Below are 15,449 nucleotides of genomic sequence, written 5' to 3' on the forward strand. Positions count from 1 at the left end.
GCGGAAAAGATGGCCACGAACGCGATCGACCAGACCCGCCGGATGCTGTCCCTGGTGACGTATCTGCGCGAACGCCCCGGCGCCCACGTCCAGGACGTGGCGCGGGCCTTCGGGATCACCGAGGACGAGCTGATCTCGGACCTCGACGTGCTGCCCATGTGCGGCACCAGCTTCCGCGGCGGCGACCTCCTCGACATCGACACCGACGGCGACCGGATCTGGTGGCACAACCCGGACGACGTCGCCGAACCGCTCCGGCTCGCCGCCGACGAGGCCACCGCGCTGCTCGTCGCCGCCCGCGCCGTCGCCACCCTGCCCGGCCTGCGCGAGAGCGACCGGGACGCCCTCGTCCGCGCCACCGCCAAACTGGAGACGGCCGCCGGCGAGTCCGGGGCCGCCAGCTCCCGGCTCTCGGTGACCTTCGAGGCGGAGGGCGGCGTCTTCGCCGACGTCGACCGCGCCATCTCCGAGCGCCGCCGGCTCTGGCTGCGCTACTACTCGCCCGCCCGCGACGAGCTGACCGAGCGCGAGGTCGACCCGATCCGGCTCTTCGCCGTGGGCCACACCTACATGGAGGGCTGGTGCCGGCTCTCCGAGGCCCGCCGGACCTTCCGACTGGACCGGGTCGCCGAGATCCGCCTCCTCGACGCCCCCGCCGCGCCGCCCGAGCTGGAGCTGCGCGACCTGTCCGCCGGACTGGTCCAGCCCGCCGCCGAGGACCCGGAGGTCGTGATCGAGGTCGGCCCCGGCGGCCGCTGGGTGGCCGAGTACTACCCGCACGACTCCGCCGAGGAGCTCCCCGACGGCGGCCTGCGGATCATCCTGCGCACTCCGGACCCGGCCTCGCTGCGCCGGCTCGCCCTGCGCCTCGGCGGCGACGGCCGCATCGTCACCCCGCCGGAGCTCGCCGCCAGCGCCCGCGACGCCGCCCGACAGGCGCTCGCCGCCTACGAGGACGCCCTCTGAGGGGCCGAGGAGGCGAGACGACCATGAACCGGACGCCCCCGTTCCGCTCCGCGGCCACCGGAATCCGCCCGGCGCCCCCGTCCGGCGCCGGGCCCGTCCCCGTGCCGGTGACCGCCGCACGCTTCCGGGCCGCCTGCCCCGTCTGCCGCGGGCGCTTCGAACTGGCCGCCGGGGCGCTGCGCCTGGCGATCGGCGCCACCCGCCGCACCACCTTCTACACCTTCACCTGCCCCGACTGCGGGGCCGGGGTCCGCAAACCCGCCGGGGAGCGCATCATCGAACTGCTCACCGGCGGGGGCGTACGGACCCTGCGTCTGCACACCGCGCCGTAGCGCCCCGACGCGGCGCCCGCCCGCCGCCCGCAAGCCCGTAGGAAGAGGCACGCCGAATGTTCTGGCCCATGCTCGCCATCGCCCTCGGATTCCTGGGCATCGCCGTTCTCGGGGTGCTCGGCGTCAAGGTCTTCGTGGAGGCCCGGCGCCTCGGGCGGCAGGTCACGGCCACCACCGAGCGGATCAACCGGGCCTCGGAGGAGCTCGAACAGGCGGCCACCCGGCTCGCGGCCACCGGCGACAGTCTGCGCTGACGGGCCGGGGCCCGGTGGCCCGCCGGGCGAGGAGGGTACTCTGCAGGGGTCGGCCCAGGCAGGGAGGCGCGGGCCGAAAGCCGGAGTACGCACGGGCATTGCCTCGCGTTTACCCCTGCGGGTTACGATCGCTGGCAAGCGCAACGATCGGACGTATGCCCGGTCGAACGGGTAGCGAGCCCACCCCCAGCCCAGCCGCCTCAGTGAGAAGGAAGTCGCACATGATCGGCAATCTGAAGCCCCTCGAGATCGTTCTGATCATCGCTGTCATCCTGCTGCTCTTCGGTGCCAAGAAGCTCCCCGACATGGCGCGTTCGCTCGGCAAGTCGGCCCGCATCCTCAAGAGCGAGGCCAAGGCCATGAAGAAGGACGACGCGGCCCCCGCGGCGCCCACCACGGAGACCGTCGACGACACGGTCCCGCCGCAGGCCACCACCGCGCGCACCATCCAGGCCGCCCCGGGAGACGTCACCAGCTCCCGTCCGGTCAACGAGGCCAAGCCCACCACCCAGAGCTGACCGCTGACGCACCGCGCCGACAGCCGCCGCACGAGACGAGGGAAGTGGGTTGCTCAAGTCTGCCCGCAAGCAGGAGAAGGACGACGAGGGGCGGATGCCTCTCCTCGATCACCTGCGTGAGCTGCGTAACCGGCTGCTGAAGGCCGTGCTGGCGATCTTGATCGCCGTCGTCGGGGCCGCCTTCTTCCACAAGGAGATCTTCGAGTTCTTGATGAAGCCGATCCTCGATTCGGTCGGCTGCAAGAACGGCGTGGAAACGATGGTCAACGGCCGCCCGTGCGCGGAGATGACCACCAACGGCCTGCTGTCCCCCTTCACCATCGCGCTGAAGGTCTCCCTCATGGCGGGCGTTCTCCTCGCCACGCCCGTCTGGCTGTACCAGCTCTGGGCTTTCGTCGCTCCCGGCCTCCACCAGAAGGAGAAGCGGTACTCCCTGGGGTTCGTGGCCGCGGGGGTTCCGCTCTTCACCGCGGGCGCCTACCTCGCGTACACGATCCTGCCGCAGACGGCCGAGATCATGCTCGGCTTCACGCCGGACAACGTCACCAACCTCCTGCCGCTCGACGATTTCCTCGACCTGATCACCCGCATGGTGATCGTCTTCGGTCTCGCCTTCGAACTGCCGTTGCTGCTCATCGCCCTCAACATGACCGGCGTCCTCACCGGCGCCCGCATGTTGCGCTGGTGGCGCGGAATGATCGTCGGCCTCACCGGCTTCGCGGCCCTCGCGACCCCCGGCGGAGAGCCCATCTCCATGCTGCTCCTCGCCGGCCCCCTCGCGGTGCTCTACTTCGTCGCCGTCGCCTTCTCGCTCCTGAACGACAAGCGGCGCAACCGCAACAACCCCGACGCCCAGCTCGGCGACGACGAGGCGTCGCCGCTCGATCTGACGCCCGAGCCCGTGGGCCGCGTGGAGAACGTCTCCCTCTCCCGCCCCGCGCTCCCCGGGCAGGCGTCCGGTGAGGCGGACGGCTCCGGCTCGCACCGGCTGAACGGTTACGACGACATCACCTGACCTTGTAGGGTCCGGCGGGTGACCAGCGAGATCACCCTCTTCGTCAATCCCACCGCGGGGCGCGGCCGGGGCGCGCACGCCGCGCAGCCGGCCGCTTCCGCGTTGCGGGGCGCCGGATTCTCCGTCCGTACGGTGCTGGGCGAGGACGCCGACGACGCCCTGCGCCGGGCGCGCGAGGCCGTCGCGGCGGGGACCGGAGCGCTGATAGCCGTGGGCGGGGACGGGCTGGTCTCCCTCGCCCTCCAGGCCGTCGCCGGGACCGGCACCCCGCTGGGCGTCGTCGCCGTCGGCACCGGCAACGACTTCGCCCGCGCGCTGGGCCTGCCCGTCCGCGACCCGGCGGCCGCCGGACGGCTGGCCGCGCGGGCGCTCAAGGAGGAGGGCCTCCGCGCCATCGACCTCGGACGGGTCGGGGAGCGCTGGTTCGGCACCGTCCTCGCCTCCGGTTTCGACTCACGCGTCAACGACCGCGGCAACCGGATGCGCTTCATCGGAGGCCGGTTCAGGTACGACCTCGCGATCCTCGCCGAGCTGGCCGCCTTCCTGCCGATCCCGTACCGGCTCCGGCTGGACGGCGGAGAGACCGTCGAGACCGAGGCCACCCTCATCGCGGTGGGCAACGGGACCACGTACGGCGGCGGCATGCGGATCTGCGCCGGCGCGGAGATGGACGACGGGCTCCTCGACGTGACCGTGGTCGGCGCGTGCACCCGCACCACGCTGCTCAAGGTCTTCCCGAGGGTCTACCGGGGCACACATCTGGACCACCCCGCCGTGACCGTCCACCGGGTCTCCTCGATCGAGCTGGCGGCGGCCGGGATCACGGCGTACGCGGACGGTGAACCGATGGGTCCGCTTCCGCTCACCGCCACCTGCGTGCCGGGCGCGGTGCGGGTGCTGACCGGCGGCTGAGGGGGCGCCGCCCGGGTGGGGGCCGGGAGCGCGGAGCCCGGGGCCCGGCGCTTTCAAAGATCGGGCTGAGTGTCCGAGGTGGCGGGTAGGCTCGTCATCAAGATGACAGAGGACCTCTCACCAGCTGAGCGATACCAGGCTTCTCGCGAGCGTGCGGCCGAGATGGCGACGGCCCTCGGGCCGTTCCGCGAGATGTACGAGTTCGGTCTGGACCCGTTCCAGATCGAGGCATGCCAGGCCCTGGAGGCGGGCAAGGGGGTGCTGGTCGCGGCCCCCACCGGGTCGGGCAAGACGATCGTCGGCGAGTTCGCCGTGCACCTCGCCCTGGAGCAGGGCCGCAAATGCTTCTACACCACGCCGATCAAGGCGCTCTCCAACCAGAAGTTCGCCGACCTGGTCAAGCGCTACGGTGCGGACAAGGTCGGTCTGCTGACCGGCGACAACAGCGTCAACTCCGAGGCGCCGGTGGTGGTGATGACCACCGAGGTCCTGCGGAACATGCTGTACGCGGGCTCCCCGGCGCTGTCCGGCCTCGGCTACGTGGTCATGGACGAGGTGCACTACCTCTCCGACCGGTTCCGGGGCGCGGTGTGGGAGGAGGTGATCATCCACCTCCCGGAGTCGGTGACGCTGGTCTCCCTGTCGGCCACCGTCTCCAACGCGGAGGAGTTCGGCGACTGGCTGGACACCGTGCGCGGTGACACCGAGGTGATCGTCTCCGAGCACCGGCCGGTGCCGCTCTGGCAGCACGTGATGGCCGGACGCAGGATGTACGACCTCTTCGAGGAGACGACCGACCACGGGGGCCGGGGCGCCGGACGCCGCGAGGTCAACCCGGACCTGGTCCGGCTCGCCCGCCAGGAGAGCCAGAACGTCTACAACCCGCGCGACCGCCGCCGGGGCAAGATGGTGCGCGAGGCCGACCGCGAGCGCGAGCGGCGCCAGCGGGGCCGGATCTGGACGCCCGGCAGGCCCGAGGTCATCGAGCGGCTGGACAACGAGGGGCTGCTGCCCGCGATCACGTTCATCTTCAGCCGGGCGGGGTGCGAGGCCGCCGTCCAGCAGTGCCTGTACGCCGGCCTGCGGCTCAACGACGAGGACAACCGGCGGCTGGTCCGAGAGATCGTCGAGGAGCGGACCGCCTCCATCCCCGGCGAGGATCTGCACGTCCTGGGCTACTACGAGTGGCTCGAAGGGCTGGAGCGGGGCATCGCCGCCCACCACGCGGGCATGCTGCCGACCTTCAAGGAGGTCGTCGAGGAGTTGTTCGTACGCGGCCTGGTCAAGGCCGTCTTCGCCACCGAGACGCTGGCGCTCGGCATCAACATGCCCGCGCGCTCCGTGGTGCTGGAGAAGCTCGTCAAATGGAACGGCGAGCAGCACGCCGACATCACTCCCGGCGAGTACACCCAGCTCACCGGGCGGGCCGGCCGCCGCGGCATCGACGTCGAGGGCCATGCGGTGGTCCTGTGGCAGCGGGGCATGGACCCGACCGCGCTGGCCGGCCTCGCGGGCACGCGTACGTATCCGCTGCGCTCCAGCTTCCGCCCCTCGTACAACATGGCGGTCAACCTGGTGCAGCAGTTCGGGCGGCACCGTTCGCGCGAGCTGCTGGAGACCTCCTTCGCCCAGTTCCAGGCCGACAAGTCCGTCGTGGGGATCTCCCGGCAGGTGCAGCGCAACGAGGAGGGGCTGGAGGGCTACAAGGAGGGCATGACCTGCCACCTCGGGGACTTCGAGGAGTACGCGCGCCTGCGGCGCGACCTCAAGGACCGCGAGACGGAGCTGGCCAAGCAGGGTGCGGCGCAGCGACGGGCGGCGGCCGCCTCCTCACTGGAGAAGCTCAAGCCCGGGGACATCATCCATGTGCCGACGGGGAAGTTCGCGGGGCTGGCCCTGGTGCTGGACCCGGGGCTGCCCGCCGGACGGGCCAACGGGCACCGCGGGTTCGACCACCACGACGGGCCGCGTCCGCTGGTGCTGACCGCCGAGCGGCAGGTCAAGCGGCTGGCCTCGATGGACTTCCCGGTGCCGGTGGAGGCGCTGGACCGGATGCGCGTCCCGAAGTCGTTCAACCCGCGCTCGCCGCAGTCCCGGCGCGACCTCGCCTCCGCGTTGCGGACCAAGGCCGGACACATCGTGCCCGACCGGCACCGCAAGGGGAGGGCCCCGGCCGCCGACGACCGCGAGATCGCCCGGCTGCGGACCGAACTGCGCGCGCACCCGTGCCACGGGTGCGACGAGCGGGAGGACCACGCGCGGTGGGCCGAGCGCTACCACCGGCTGCAGCGGGACACCCGGCAGTTGGAGAAGCGGATCGAGGGGCGGACGAACACGATCGCCCGGACCTTCGACCGGATCGTCGCGCTCCTCACGGAGATGGACTACCTCCGGGGCGACGAGGTCACCCCGGACGGGCGGCGGCTGGCCCGGCTCTACGGCGAGCTGGACCTGCTCGCCAGCGAGTGCCTGCGGGAGGGCGTGTGGGAGGGGCTCAACCCCGCCGAACTCGCCGCGTGCGTCTCGGCGCTGGTGTACGAGGCGCGGCAGGCCGACGACGCGGTGGCGCCCAAGGTGCCCTCAGGGCCCGCCAAGGCCGCGCTGGGCGAGATGGTGCGGATCTGGGGGCGACTGGACGCCCTGGAGGAGGACTTCAAGATCCACCAGGCGGAGGGGGTCGGTCAGCGCGAGCCCGATCTCGGTTTCGCCTGGGCGGTCTACATGTGGGCCTCCGGCCGGACCCTGGACGAGGTGCTGCGCGAGGCGGAGATGCCGGCGGGGGACTTCGTGCGGTGGTGCAAGCAGGTGATCGACGTGCTGGGCCAGGTGGCCGCCGCGGCGCCGCGGGAGACGGGGGCCGACGCGAGCGGCACCGCGGCCTCCGGCGTGGCGAAGAACGCGCGCAAGGCGGTGGACGCGGTGCTGCGGGGGGTTGTGGCGTACAGCTCGGTGGGGTGAGCGGGCGGCGGGGGAGCGGGCCGTTCCCGGCAGGGGGCGGCTATGTCCTGCGGGTCTTGGCCGCCGCTCCCGCGCAGACCATGCCCAGCAGTACCGTCAGTCCGCCGACGACGATGTTGTTGATGACGACCCCGGCGTCCGGGCTGCTGCCCACCACCCAGGTCGACACGATGATCCACGCACCCATCGCGCACATCGCCCAGCTCAGGCCGTACATGCGCTCCGGCATCACGGTGAAGCCGAGCGCCAGTACCGCGATGGCGAGGCCCATCACCAGGTTGTGCGTGACCAGAGCCGGCTGGCTCGCCGTGAAGTGGAGCACCCACGGGGAAACGGCGCAGTAGAGGCCGACCAGGAACACCGGCGCGTCCACCAGCGCCACATCACGGCCGCCCATCACACGGTCGTAGCGCGCACGCATCTCGGAGGCGTCGGGGTGGCCCGACAGATCACCCCTCGCGTGTGAGACGTTGCTCATGAGGTCTCGTCTCCTTCGCTTCCGCGGGCCCCGCCGACGTGGGATCGGTGGCGACGGGCACCCTTACTCCATAGTGCGCTTATCCGGCGCTTATGTGAATATTTCGGGCATGGTTCTTCGGGGGCTCTCCGCGGGATCGGCCGGAGCCCTCATGCGGTCCGCGAGTCCTCGTGCGGTCCGCGAGCCCTCATGCGGTACGCGAGCCCTCGTTCGGTCCGGGGCCCTCATGCGGTCCGGGGCCCTCGGCGTCCAGGCGTGCCGCCAGGGCGAGAAGGTCCGCCGCGTCCAGGCAGCGGTCCGTGTAACCGGGGAGCGGTACGTGCAGGGGCTCGGTCCACCGGGCCGGTACCTCCGCGATCCCGTACACCGCTCCCGCCAGGCCGCCCGTCACGGCCGCCACCGTGTCGGTGTCGCCGCCCACGTCGACGGCGGCCGCCAGCGCCCGCTCGAAGCAGTCCGTCGTGCGCAGCGCCCACAGGGCCGTCCCCAGGCAGGGCCACACCGCACCGTTGAACTCGGTCGCCAGGCCCGGGTGCCAGCCGGGGGCCAGCACCGCGGCCCAGCGGTCCCGGTGGGCGGCGTGCACCTCGGCCAGCGTTTCCGGCACGGCGGCGAGCGGGTCGCCGCCCGCCAGCGCGACCCGGATGAGTTCGTGGAGCACCGCGGTGCCCTCCCAGGCCGCCCGGTCGCCGTGGGTCAGGGCCGCGATCCGGCGGACCGCCTCCATCGTCCGCGTACGCCCGGCGCGTGCGAAGTACACCGCCGACGTCGAGGCCCGCATCAGCGAACCGTTGCCCGCCGCCCGCCCGTTGACCTGGAAGTGCAGGGCCGCGGCCAGGTCCCAGGGCGCACCGCCGGTCAGCACGTCCTCGGTCTGCAGCCCGATGTCCTTGGGGTCGCCCGCCGCCCACCGCCGGAACCGGTCGAACAGGTCCGGCAGGTCCAGGCCGTCGCGCTCCAGCAGCGACTCCGCGACCAGCACGGCCATCTGCGTGTCGTCCGTCGCCTCGCCGGGATCCCAGCCGCCGCCCCCGCACAACGTCCCGACGCCGTCCGGGAAGCGGGCCGTGAACACTCCGGCGGGGCCGAACTCGAACGGGGCGCCGAGCGCGTCCCCGGCGGCGGAGCCCACCACGGCTCCGGCCCCGCGGTCGCCACGGTCCGCGGATGCGCGCTGCGTCATCCGCCCAGGTTAAGGGCGGTCGTCGTGCGCGACGAGGGGCGGGGCCGCCGGGTGCGCGGTCCCGCCCCTCGCCGATGGGGTCCCGCCACGGACTACTTCGGGGGCATCAGGACCGTGTCGACGATGTACACCGTCGCGTTGGCGGTCGGGACGTTGCCGCAGACGACCTTCGAGGAGTCGTTCACGGTGTACTCCGTGCCCGAACCGGCCGTCGTCAGCGTGCTCTTCTCCAGGGTGGCGAAGGAGCCCTTCTCCAACTGCCCGGGCGTCAGCTTCTCACCGACCACGTGGTAGGTGAGCACCTTGGTGAGCTCGGCCTTGTCCGCCAGCAGCGCGTCCAGGTCGGCCTTCGGGATCTTCGCGAAGGCGTCGTCGGTCGGGGCGAAGACGGTGATGTTCTGCGCGTTGTTGAGCGTGTCGACCAGGCCGGCCTGCTTCACGGCGGCCACCAGCGTCGACAGCTCCTTGTTGTTCGACGCGGCGGTGGCGACCGGGTCCTGTGCCATGCCGTCGAACGAGCCCGCGCCCTCCTTCGGCACCGACGAACAGGCCGGGCCGAACGGCTCGTCCATGGGCGCCGGGTCGTCGGCCGGGGTACTGGCCGGCGCGGACGCGCTGGGCGTCGAGCCCGAGGCGGAGTCCTTGGAGGAGTCGTCCGACGAGCAGGCGGTCAGGGCGAGCGGCAGCACGGCGGCTGCGGACACGGCGAGAGCTGCGCGGCGGAAGAGGAGCGAGTTCATGGTGTTTCTCCTGAGTTGGGGGGGGTGATGGGGCCGGTGGGGCTGGTGGGTCTGAAGGGAGCGAGGGGGTGATGGGGACAAAGAGACAGAGAGGTGAGGGGGGGTGCGGTCGAGCGTGCCGCCTGCTCGGCGCCCGTCGCTCAACGCGTGAGGTGGGCCGCGGCCCGTCTCCCAGCCGCGGGAGACGGACCACGGGACCGGGGCGACGCGACGGCGCCCCCGCGACCGGCGGTCCGACCGCCCGTCGCGGTGAGCCCGGCACCTACCGAGCGGGGCCGCGGGGAGAAGCGGGCGCCGTTCGTCCGCGCGTCGTTCCGGTCTGTTCTCACGCAAGGGGTTCGGGGCCGGACGGCAGGCGGATTGGTCGGGTGCCCTCATTCACCCGTTCGGAGGTACGCCGGTGCTGAGGCGGCCCTTCGGCGCGGCAGCCGCGGCCGACCCCCGGCGGGGCGCCTCCACGGCGCTCCGACACATGGGGGAGCGACCGGAGGGATCCGGGATCCGGGACCCGGGATCCGGGATCCGGCAGGACGACGGCGGACGGCCGTGGGGGAGCCGGGGCGGGACCGACCGCCGCGCACGACGGAAAGGGCCCCGTACGGCGGCGTACGGTCAGCCCAGGCCGCGGGCGTGCTCGAAGCGGCTCCGCGCCTCGGCCAGGTCCACCAGCGGGTCCGGGTAGTCGACGCCCGCCCGGTCCCCCTCCTTCAGCTTCCAGGGCTCGTGGACCGCGGCCCCCTCCAGCCCCGCCAGCTCCGGCACCCACCGCCGTACGTAGTCGCCCCGGGGGTCCAGGCGCTTGCCCTGGCTCACCGGGTTGAGCACCCGGTTGGGGCGGGTGTCCGTGCCGGTGCCCGCCACCCACTGCCAGTTGAGCTGGTTGTTGGCCAGGTCGCCGTCGACCAGCAGGTCCAGGAAGTGCCGGGCGCCCACCCGCCAGTCCACGTACAGCGTCTTGGTGAGGAAGCTCGCGGCCAGCATCCGGGCCCGGTTGTGCATCCAGCCCTCGTGCGCGAGCTGCCGCATCGCCGCGTCCACCACCGGGTAGCCCGTCCGCCCGGACTTCCAGGCGTCGATCTCGTCCTCGTCGCGGCGCCAGCGGTCGTGGCGCGGCCGGTAGTCGGACCAGGCGGCGTCCGGGCGGGCCGCGAGGACCTGGTGGTGGAAGTCGCGCCAGGCCAGTTGCCGGACGAACGCCTCGCCGCCGGGTCCGCCCTCCCTCCGGGCGCGGTCGGCCAGTTCGGCGGCGGAGACCGTGCCGAAGTGCAGGTGGGGGGAGAGCCGGGAGGTCGCGTCACCGGCCAGGTCGTCGTGACCGTCCTCGTAGTCGGCCACCGGCCCCTTCAGCCAGGAGGCCATCAGCGTGCGGCCCGCTGCCTCGCCGCCCCGGGCCAGGCCGGGGGAGAGGCCCGTGATCGCGTCGCGGTCCGGCAGCGCGTCGCCGGACACGCCGCCGGGCACCCGGACCGCGCGGGGCGCGGCCAGGGTGCCCCGTACCCCCTCCGCCTCCCAGCGGCGGAAGTAGGGGGTGAACACCGCGAAGTGGTCCTTGCCGCCCGTCGGGACCACCCGGCCCGGCGGGAGCGCGGTGACCACCGCGTCATGGACGCGCAGGTCGCAGCCGGTCCCCTCCAGGGCCTCCCGGAGGCGTTCCTCGCGTCCGGCCGCGTACCCGCTGACCCCGGCGGCGAGGTGCACGGACCCGGCCCCGGTCCGCTCGACCACCCGTCTCACCTCACGGGCCGCCTCGCCCCGGCGGACGATCAGCCTGCCGCCCCGCTCCCGGAGTCCGGCGTCCAGGTCCGCCAGGCAGTCCGCGAGGAACGCCAGCCGGTTGGGCGCGTCGAACCCCGCGCGATGGACGGCGTCGTCCCGGACGAACAACGGGACGACCTCGTCCGCGTCCCGCAGGGCGGCACACAGCGCCGGGTGGTCGTGCAGACGCAGATCGGAGGTGAACAGCACCACCGCGACACTCATGGAACACCGGCTTCCTCGCGTTGTACGGGGTCGAGCGGTCGAACGATCGGGGGCCGGCCGGTCGGACGACCGGCCGGACGACCGGGGTCAGGCGGCCGGGAAGTCCATCAGCGCCACCGGGGCCGAGGTCGGCCCGGCGGAGCCCCCGGCGGGTTCGACGGTGATGCCCATCCCGGACGCCCGGCCCACCGGCCCGTCCAGCAGGACCGCGCCGTCGCCGGCCCCCGGGTCCATCAGGCCGGCCGAACGCATCGTGCCCGCGTCGTCGAACCAGAGCTGGTAGACCTTGCCGCTCGGCGGCCGTTCCATGCCCGAGGCCAGGAAGACCGCCCGATCGAGGCTCTGCGAGACCACGACCGTGCCGTGCGCACCGCCGGTCAGCTCGCCCGACGACGTCCTCGCGTCCGGGGCGGAGAGCACCCGGGCCAGCTGCTCGGTCCGCAACTGCGCCCGGTCCGCCTCCTGCCGGGCGTTCTGAGCCACCTGGCTCTGCCAGACCGCGACCCCGCCGAACGCGGCCGCCGCCGCGACACAGGCGGCGAGCGCGTAGGCGTACCACCGTCCGCTGCGCGCACCCCCGCCGGTCCGCCCCGGCCTGCCGTGCGCCGGCGCCTCCTGGCGTACGGCCGTGATCTCCCGCAACACCCTCTCGCGCAGCTCGCGCGGCGGGGTCTCGGCGACGGCGAGGCCGAGCCGGGCGGCGGTGGCCGACAGCTCCCGTACCTCCTGGGCGCACGCCTCGCAGTCCGCCAGATGGCGCTCGAACGCCCGGCGTTCGGAATCCGGCAGCGCGTGCAGGGCGTAGGCCCCGGTCAGCGTGTGCAGTTCGGCCGTGCTCATGCGTTCACCCCCAGGCAGTCCCGCAGCCGGATGAGCCCGTCGCGGAGCCGTGTCTTGACGGTGCCCAGCGGCACGGAGAGCAGTTCGGAGACCTCACGGTAGGTCAGGCCCCGGTAGTAGGCGAGCGTCACCGATTCCCGTTGCAGCTCGGACAGGGTGCGCAGACAGCGCCGTACCTGTTCCCTCTCCAGTCGGCTCTCCACCTGTTCGGACACCTCGTCGAAGGCGGGCGTCCTCTCCAGCAGCGCCGCCTTGTGGTCCCGGGCGGCGGCGGCCTCGGCCGAGCGGACGCGGTCGACGGCCCGGCGGTGGGCCAGCGTCAGCACCCAGTTCATCGCGCTGCCCCGGGAGGGCTGGTAGCGGGGCGCGGTACGCCACACCTCCACCAGCACCTCCTGCGCCACCTCCTCCGACTGGGCCGGATCGCGGAGGACCCTGCGCACCAGGCCCAGCACGGGTCGGCTCACCGCGTCGTAGACCGCGGCGAACGCCTCCTGGTCGCCCCGGGCGACCCGTACCAGGAGGTCCTGGAGGTCGGGCCCCGGCATGGGCGCCCCACCGATGTGTACGGCTTCCTTCACGCGGGTTCCTCCCGGACGATCGTGGCTTCCGGCAGTGGTTCGGAGCGGACGGCCGTACGGATGGGTCGGATCCCGTGATCCTTCCAGACCGGGCCGGGGAAGAGGCGCGCCTCAACCGGCGGGCGTTGCGCGCCGCCGCCTGCGGACGGCGCGCAGGGCGAGGAAGACCAGCAGTCCGAACGGCGAGAGGAGGATCGTCAGCACCAGCAGCGGGCCCGTCAGCAGCGGGGACAGGCCCAGCTTCCGGCTCTCCAGGTACATCCACTGCCCCACCAGGAGGTCCCAGGCGAGGACCTGCGCCCACAGGGCCGTCGCCCCGTCCGCCAGCGCCGCCAGCTCACGGAAGGCGTCGAGGTCCGGGCTGCTCACGGCGGTCCACAGCTCCGGGAAGACCGCGACGCCCATGACGACGTAGACGGTGAGCACGGGCAGGACGGTCAGCGGTGAGGCGGCGAGGCGGGCGGTGCCGGACCAGGCCGGGGCGAAGATCATCAGCAGCCAGAACGGGGCGACCAGGTAGAAGGCGATCTCGAAGAGTGCGCCGGTCATGGGACGGGTTCCTTGTCCTCGGGGGCGGGGGTGGGTGCGGACGTGGGTGGAGCGGGCGCGGCCGGGGCGGTGGCAGGGGCGGTCCGGCGCAGGGCGCGCCAGGTCCCGTACGCCACCGCCGCGAGGAGCGCTCCGGCGGCGGTCGACGTGATCCCGTCCGGGTGGATCAACGGCTGTTCCCGCAGCGCCTGCCAGGTGAGGAGGGCGACGAGCGCCGCGTAACCGCCGACTGCGACCCGTACCAGGCGCAGCCGCACGCCGGGCTCGCGCAGCGGGGGGAAGCGGGGCGCGAGCAGCACCAGCGCGACCAGGAGGAGCGGCAGCAACTGGAGCGCGTGCATCCCCACGAAGTGCGGAACCCGCAGATCGCCGCCGGTCGTCGACCAGCCGGTCAGCGGCATGGCCGGTCCGCCGTCCGGGACGCCGACGGAGTGCGCCCCGACGATGCCGGCGGTGTCGGGACCCCCCGCCGCCCGTTGGCCCTCGCTCGGCCGTGTCATCAGGAAGCCGAGGCCCGCGCCGGCCAGGGCGATCAGCGACCCGCCCCGGACGGCCAGGGCCGTCGCCCGGTCGGCGACCCGGGCGCGCAGCAGCAGGGCGGCGATCACCAGGGTGGCCGCCCAGAGGGTGGCGACGGTCATCCCCATCGCGTTCCACAGCGCCGCGTCGAACGGCGTCGCGGTGTTGAAGTGGCTGCGCTCGCCCCGGACGACCTGCACGGCGATCATCACCATCTCGGCCAGGCCGGTCGCCACGACGACGTGCCCCGCCCACCGCCCGGCCCCCCGCCCCCGCGTGAGGAGCGTCAGCATCCAGGCCAGCGTCAGGCAGTACGCGACGAAGGACACGGCGAACTTGAACGGCTTCGCCCAGATCGGCGCGCCCACCAGCACCCGCTCGTCCACCACGAGGCCCACGGCGCAGACGACGGCGAAGAGGGCCATCGAGGCGGAGAAGACGACCAACGGACGATGCCAGGAGACCGGCGGGCGAAGCCAGGGGCTCGACCTTCGGTTCCGGGAACGGGACGGACGGTGCCGGGAACGCCGTGACGGCATGGAAGACCCCCCTGTGGCGATGGTGCGAGGTGATCATTATGGATAGTCGAACTGTCCACTAACCGATAGGGGGACTATCTATGATGAGGTCGGTCTCTGGCAAGGGTGAAAGGACGAACACGCGGTGCGCATCGGTGAATTGAGTCGCAGGACCGGGGTGCCGGTGCCGACGATCAAGTACTACCTGCGGGAGGGGCTGCTGGCCGCAGGGGAGCTGACCAGCCCGAACCAGGCGCGTTACGGCCCCGGGCACGAACGCCGACTGCGGCTGATCCGGGCGCTGCTGGAGGTCGGCGGCCTCTCCCTCGCGGACATCGGGGGTGTCCTGGACGCCATGGACGATCCCGAACAATCGCTGCACGACGTGCTCGGCGCCGCCGCAGACGGCGTCACGCCGACCGGGGAGCGGGAGGCGGGCCCCGAACTGGAGGACGCGCGCGAGGAGGTGGCCGAACTGCTGCGGCGGCGCGGCTGGCGGGTGGACGAGGGGAGCCAGGCCGCCGAGTCGCTGGCGGAGGTGCTGTCCGCGCTGCACAGGGCGGGGCACGGGGGGTACGTCGACCTGCTGGACGTCTACGCGGACGCCGCCGAGCCGGTCGCCCGCGCCGACCTCGACTACGTGCAGCGGCGGGTGGCCCGTGAGGACCAGGTCGAGAGCGTCGTCGTGGGGACGGTCCTCGGCGAGGCGATGCTCGGCGCCCTGCGGAGGCTGGCGCACATCGACGCGTCGTTCCGCCGCTTCGAGTCCTCGGAGCAGTTGGCCGCGGAGCCCGGGGGCGATGCTGCGGGAGAGGGCGGGGCGGGGGCCGACGACGGTGCTGCGGGGGAGGGCGGGGCGGGGGCTCCGGGCGCCTGACGCGCGGATTCCGCCGCCGGGCCCGGCCCGCCGGAGAGGCCCCTGCGCGCAACCCCGCCCGCCGCGACGGGCGGGGCGCGGGGCCCGGGGGCGAGCGTCGGGGAGCGGCCGAACGCCGACCGGCGGGCGGGGTCCGGACAGCGGTCGGCGCGAGGGGGGGGGGGGGCGCGGGGGGGCGGCCCCGCCACCCCCCCCCCCCCACCCCCCCCCACCCCCCCGCCCGCCCACT

16 protein-coding genes are annotated in these 15,449 nt (G+C 73.4%); 8 read left to right on the forward strand and 8 right to left on the reverse strand.

The genetic code is table 11. The annotated features are described in order from the left end of the window. Positions 1-9: 9 nt before the first annotated feature. The 7 genes from ACH4K1_RS14195 (at position 10) to ACH4K1_RS14225 (ending at position 6,955) form a co-directional block, all read left to right on the forward strand. A complete protein-coding gene (locus ACH4K1_RS14195) occupies positions 10-966 on the forward strand; it encodes a helix-turn-helix transcriptional regulator (RefSeq protein ID WP_398089389.1) in 957 nt (318 codons plus the stop codon). A gap of 23 nt (positions 967-989) precedes the next feature. Then, positions 990-1,298 carry a hypothetical protein gene (locus ACH4K1_RS14200; protein WP_398089391.1) on the forward strand — a complete coding sequence of 103 codons (309 nt, stop codon included), beginning with the start codon at positions 990-992 and terminating at the stop codon, positions 1,296-1,298. 56 nt (positions 1,299-1,354) lie between these two features. Beyond that, a complete protein-coding gene (locus ACH4K1_RS14205; RefSeq protein ID WP_398089393.1) occupies positions 1,355-1,552 on the forward strand; it encodes a hypothetical protein in 198 nt (65 codons plus the stop codon). 221 nt (positions 1,553-1,773) lie between these two features. Beyond that, complete coding sequence (gene tatA, locus ACH4K1_RS14210; RefSeq protein WP_228991353.1) at positions 1,774-2,070, forward strand: Sec-independent protein translocase subunit TatA; 297 nt, start codon at positions 1,774-1,776, stop codon at positions 2,068-2,070. A 49-nt stretch (positions 2,071-2,119) separates the two neighbouring features. After that, positions 2,120-3,085, forward strand: coding sequence for a twin-arginine translocase subunit TatC (gene tatC / locus ACH4K1_RS14215; RefSeq protein WP_398089395.1), 966 nt, complete (start codon positions 2,120-2,122; stop codon positions 3,083-3,085). Between the two features lie 18 nt (positions 3,086-3,103). Then, positions 3,104-3,997, forward strand: a complete 894-nt coding sequence (locus ACH4K1_RS14220) for a diacylglycerol kinase (protein WP_398089397.1) — start codon at positions 3,104-3,106, stop codon at positions 3,995-3,997. Positions 3,998-4,099: 102 nt separating this feature from the next. Beyond that, positions 4,100-6,955 (forward strand): DEAD/DEAH box helicase, encoded by a 2,856-nt coding sequence (locus ACH4K1_RS14225; protein ID WP_398089398.1) that lies wholly within the window; start codon positions 4,100-4,102, stop codon positions 6,953-6,955. Positions 6,956-6,995: 40 nt separating this feature from the next. Here ACH4K1_RS14225 and ACH4K1_RS14230 read toward each other — a convergent pair whose 3' ends face one another. From ACH4K1_RS14230 to ACH4K1_RS14265, 8 genes are all read right to left on the reverse strand, one after another. Next, positions 6,996-7,433 carry an SPW repeat protein gene (locus ACH4K1_RS14230; protein WP_398089399.1) on the reverse strand — a complete coding sequence of 146 codons (438 nt, stop codon included), beginning with the start codon at positions 7,431-7,433 and terminating at the stop codon, positions 6,996-6,998. Between the two features lie 187 nt (positions 7,434-7,620). Next, positions 7,621-8,616, reverse strand: coding sequence for an ADP-ribosylglycohydrolase family protein (locus ACH4K1_RS14235; RefSeq protein ID WP_398089401.1), 996 nt, complete (start codon positions 8,614-8,616; stop codon positions 7,621-7,623). Positions 8,617-8,708: 92 nt separating this feature from the next. Beyond that, a complete protein-coding gene (locus tag ACH4K1_RS14240; protein ID WP_398089403.1) occupies positions 8,709-9,356 on the reverse strand; it encodes a fasciclin domain-containing protein in 648 nt (215 codons plus the stop codon). A 612-nt stretch (positions 9,357-9,968) separates the two neighbouring features. Next, positions 9,969-11,336: a cryptochrome/photolyase family protein gene (locus ACH4K1_RS14245; RefSeq protein ID WP_398089404.1), complete on the reverse strand. Its 1,368-nt coding sequence runs from the start codon at positions 11,334-11,336 to the stop codon at positions 9,969-9,971. An 87-nt stretch (positions 11,337-11,423) separates the two neighbouring features. Beyond that, complete coding sequence (locus ACH4K1_RS14250) at positions 11,424-12,176, reverse strand: anti-sigma factor domain-containing protein (protein ID WP_398089406.1); 753 nt, start codon at positions 12,174-12,176, stop codon at positions 11,424-11,426. Next, positions 12,173-12,757 (reverse strand): sigma-70 family RNA polymerase sigma factor, encoded by a 585-nt coding sequence (locus ACH4K1_RS14255; RefSeq protein ID WP_398089408.1) that lies wholly within the window; start codon positions 12,755-12,757, stop codon positions 12,173-12,175. The genes ACH4K1_RS14250 and ACH4K1_RS14255 overlap by 4 nt, the downstream gene beginning before the upstream one ends. Before the next feature lie 111 nt (positions 12,758-12,868). Further along, the gene (locus tag ACH4K1_RS14260; protein WP_398089409.1) at positions 12,869-13,306 is read right to left on the reverse strand and encodes an ABA4-like family protein; all 438 of its coding nucleotides are present in this window, start codon (positions 13,304-13,306) and stop codon (positions 12,869-12,871) included. After that, positions 13,303-14,250 (reverse strand): hypothetical protein, encoded by a 948-nt coding sequence (locus ACH4K1_RS14265; protein ID WP_398089712.1) that lies wholly within the window; start codon positions 14,248-14,250, stop codon positions 13,303-13,305. The genes ACH4K1_RS14260 and ACH4K1_RS14265 overlap by 4 nt, the downstream gene beginning before the upstream one ends. Positions 14,251-14,488: 238 nt before the next feature. Here ACH4K1_RS14265 and ACH4K1_RS14270 point away from each other — a divergent pair, with 238 nt between their 5' ends. After that, entirely contained in the window at positions 14,489-15,220 is a 732-nt protein-coding gene (locus ACH4K1_RS14270) for a MerR family transcriptional regulator (protein WP_398089411.1), read from the forward strand. The last annotated feature ends 229 nt before the right edge of the window (positions 15,221-15,449 follow it).

The organism is Streptomyces sp. NPDC017448 (assembly GCF_044330565.1).
Taxonomy (GTDB): domain Bacteria; phylum Actinomycetota; class Actinomycetes; order Streptomycetales; family Streptomycetaceae; genus Streptomyces.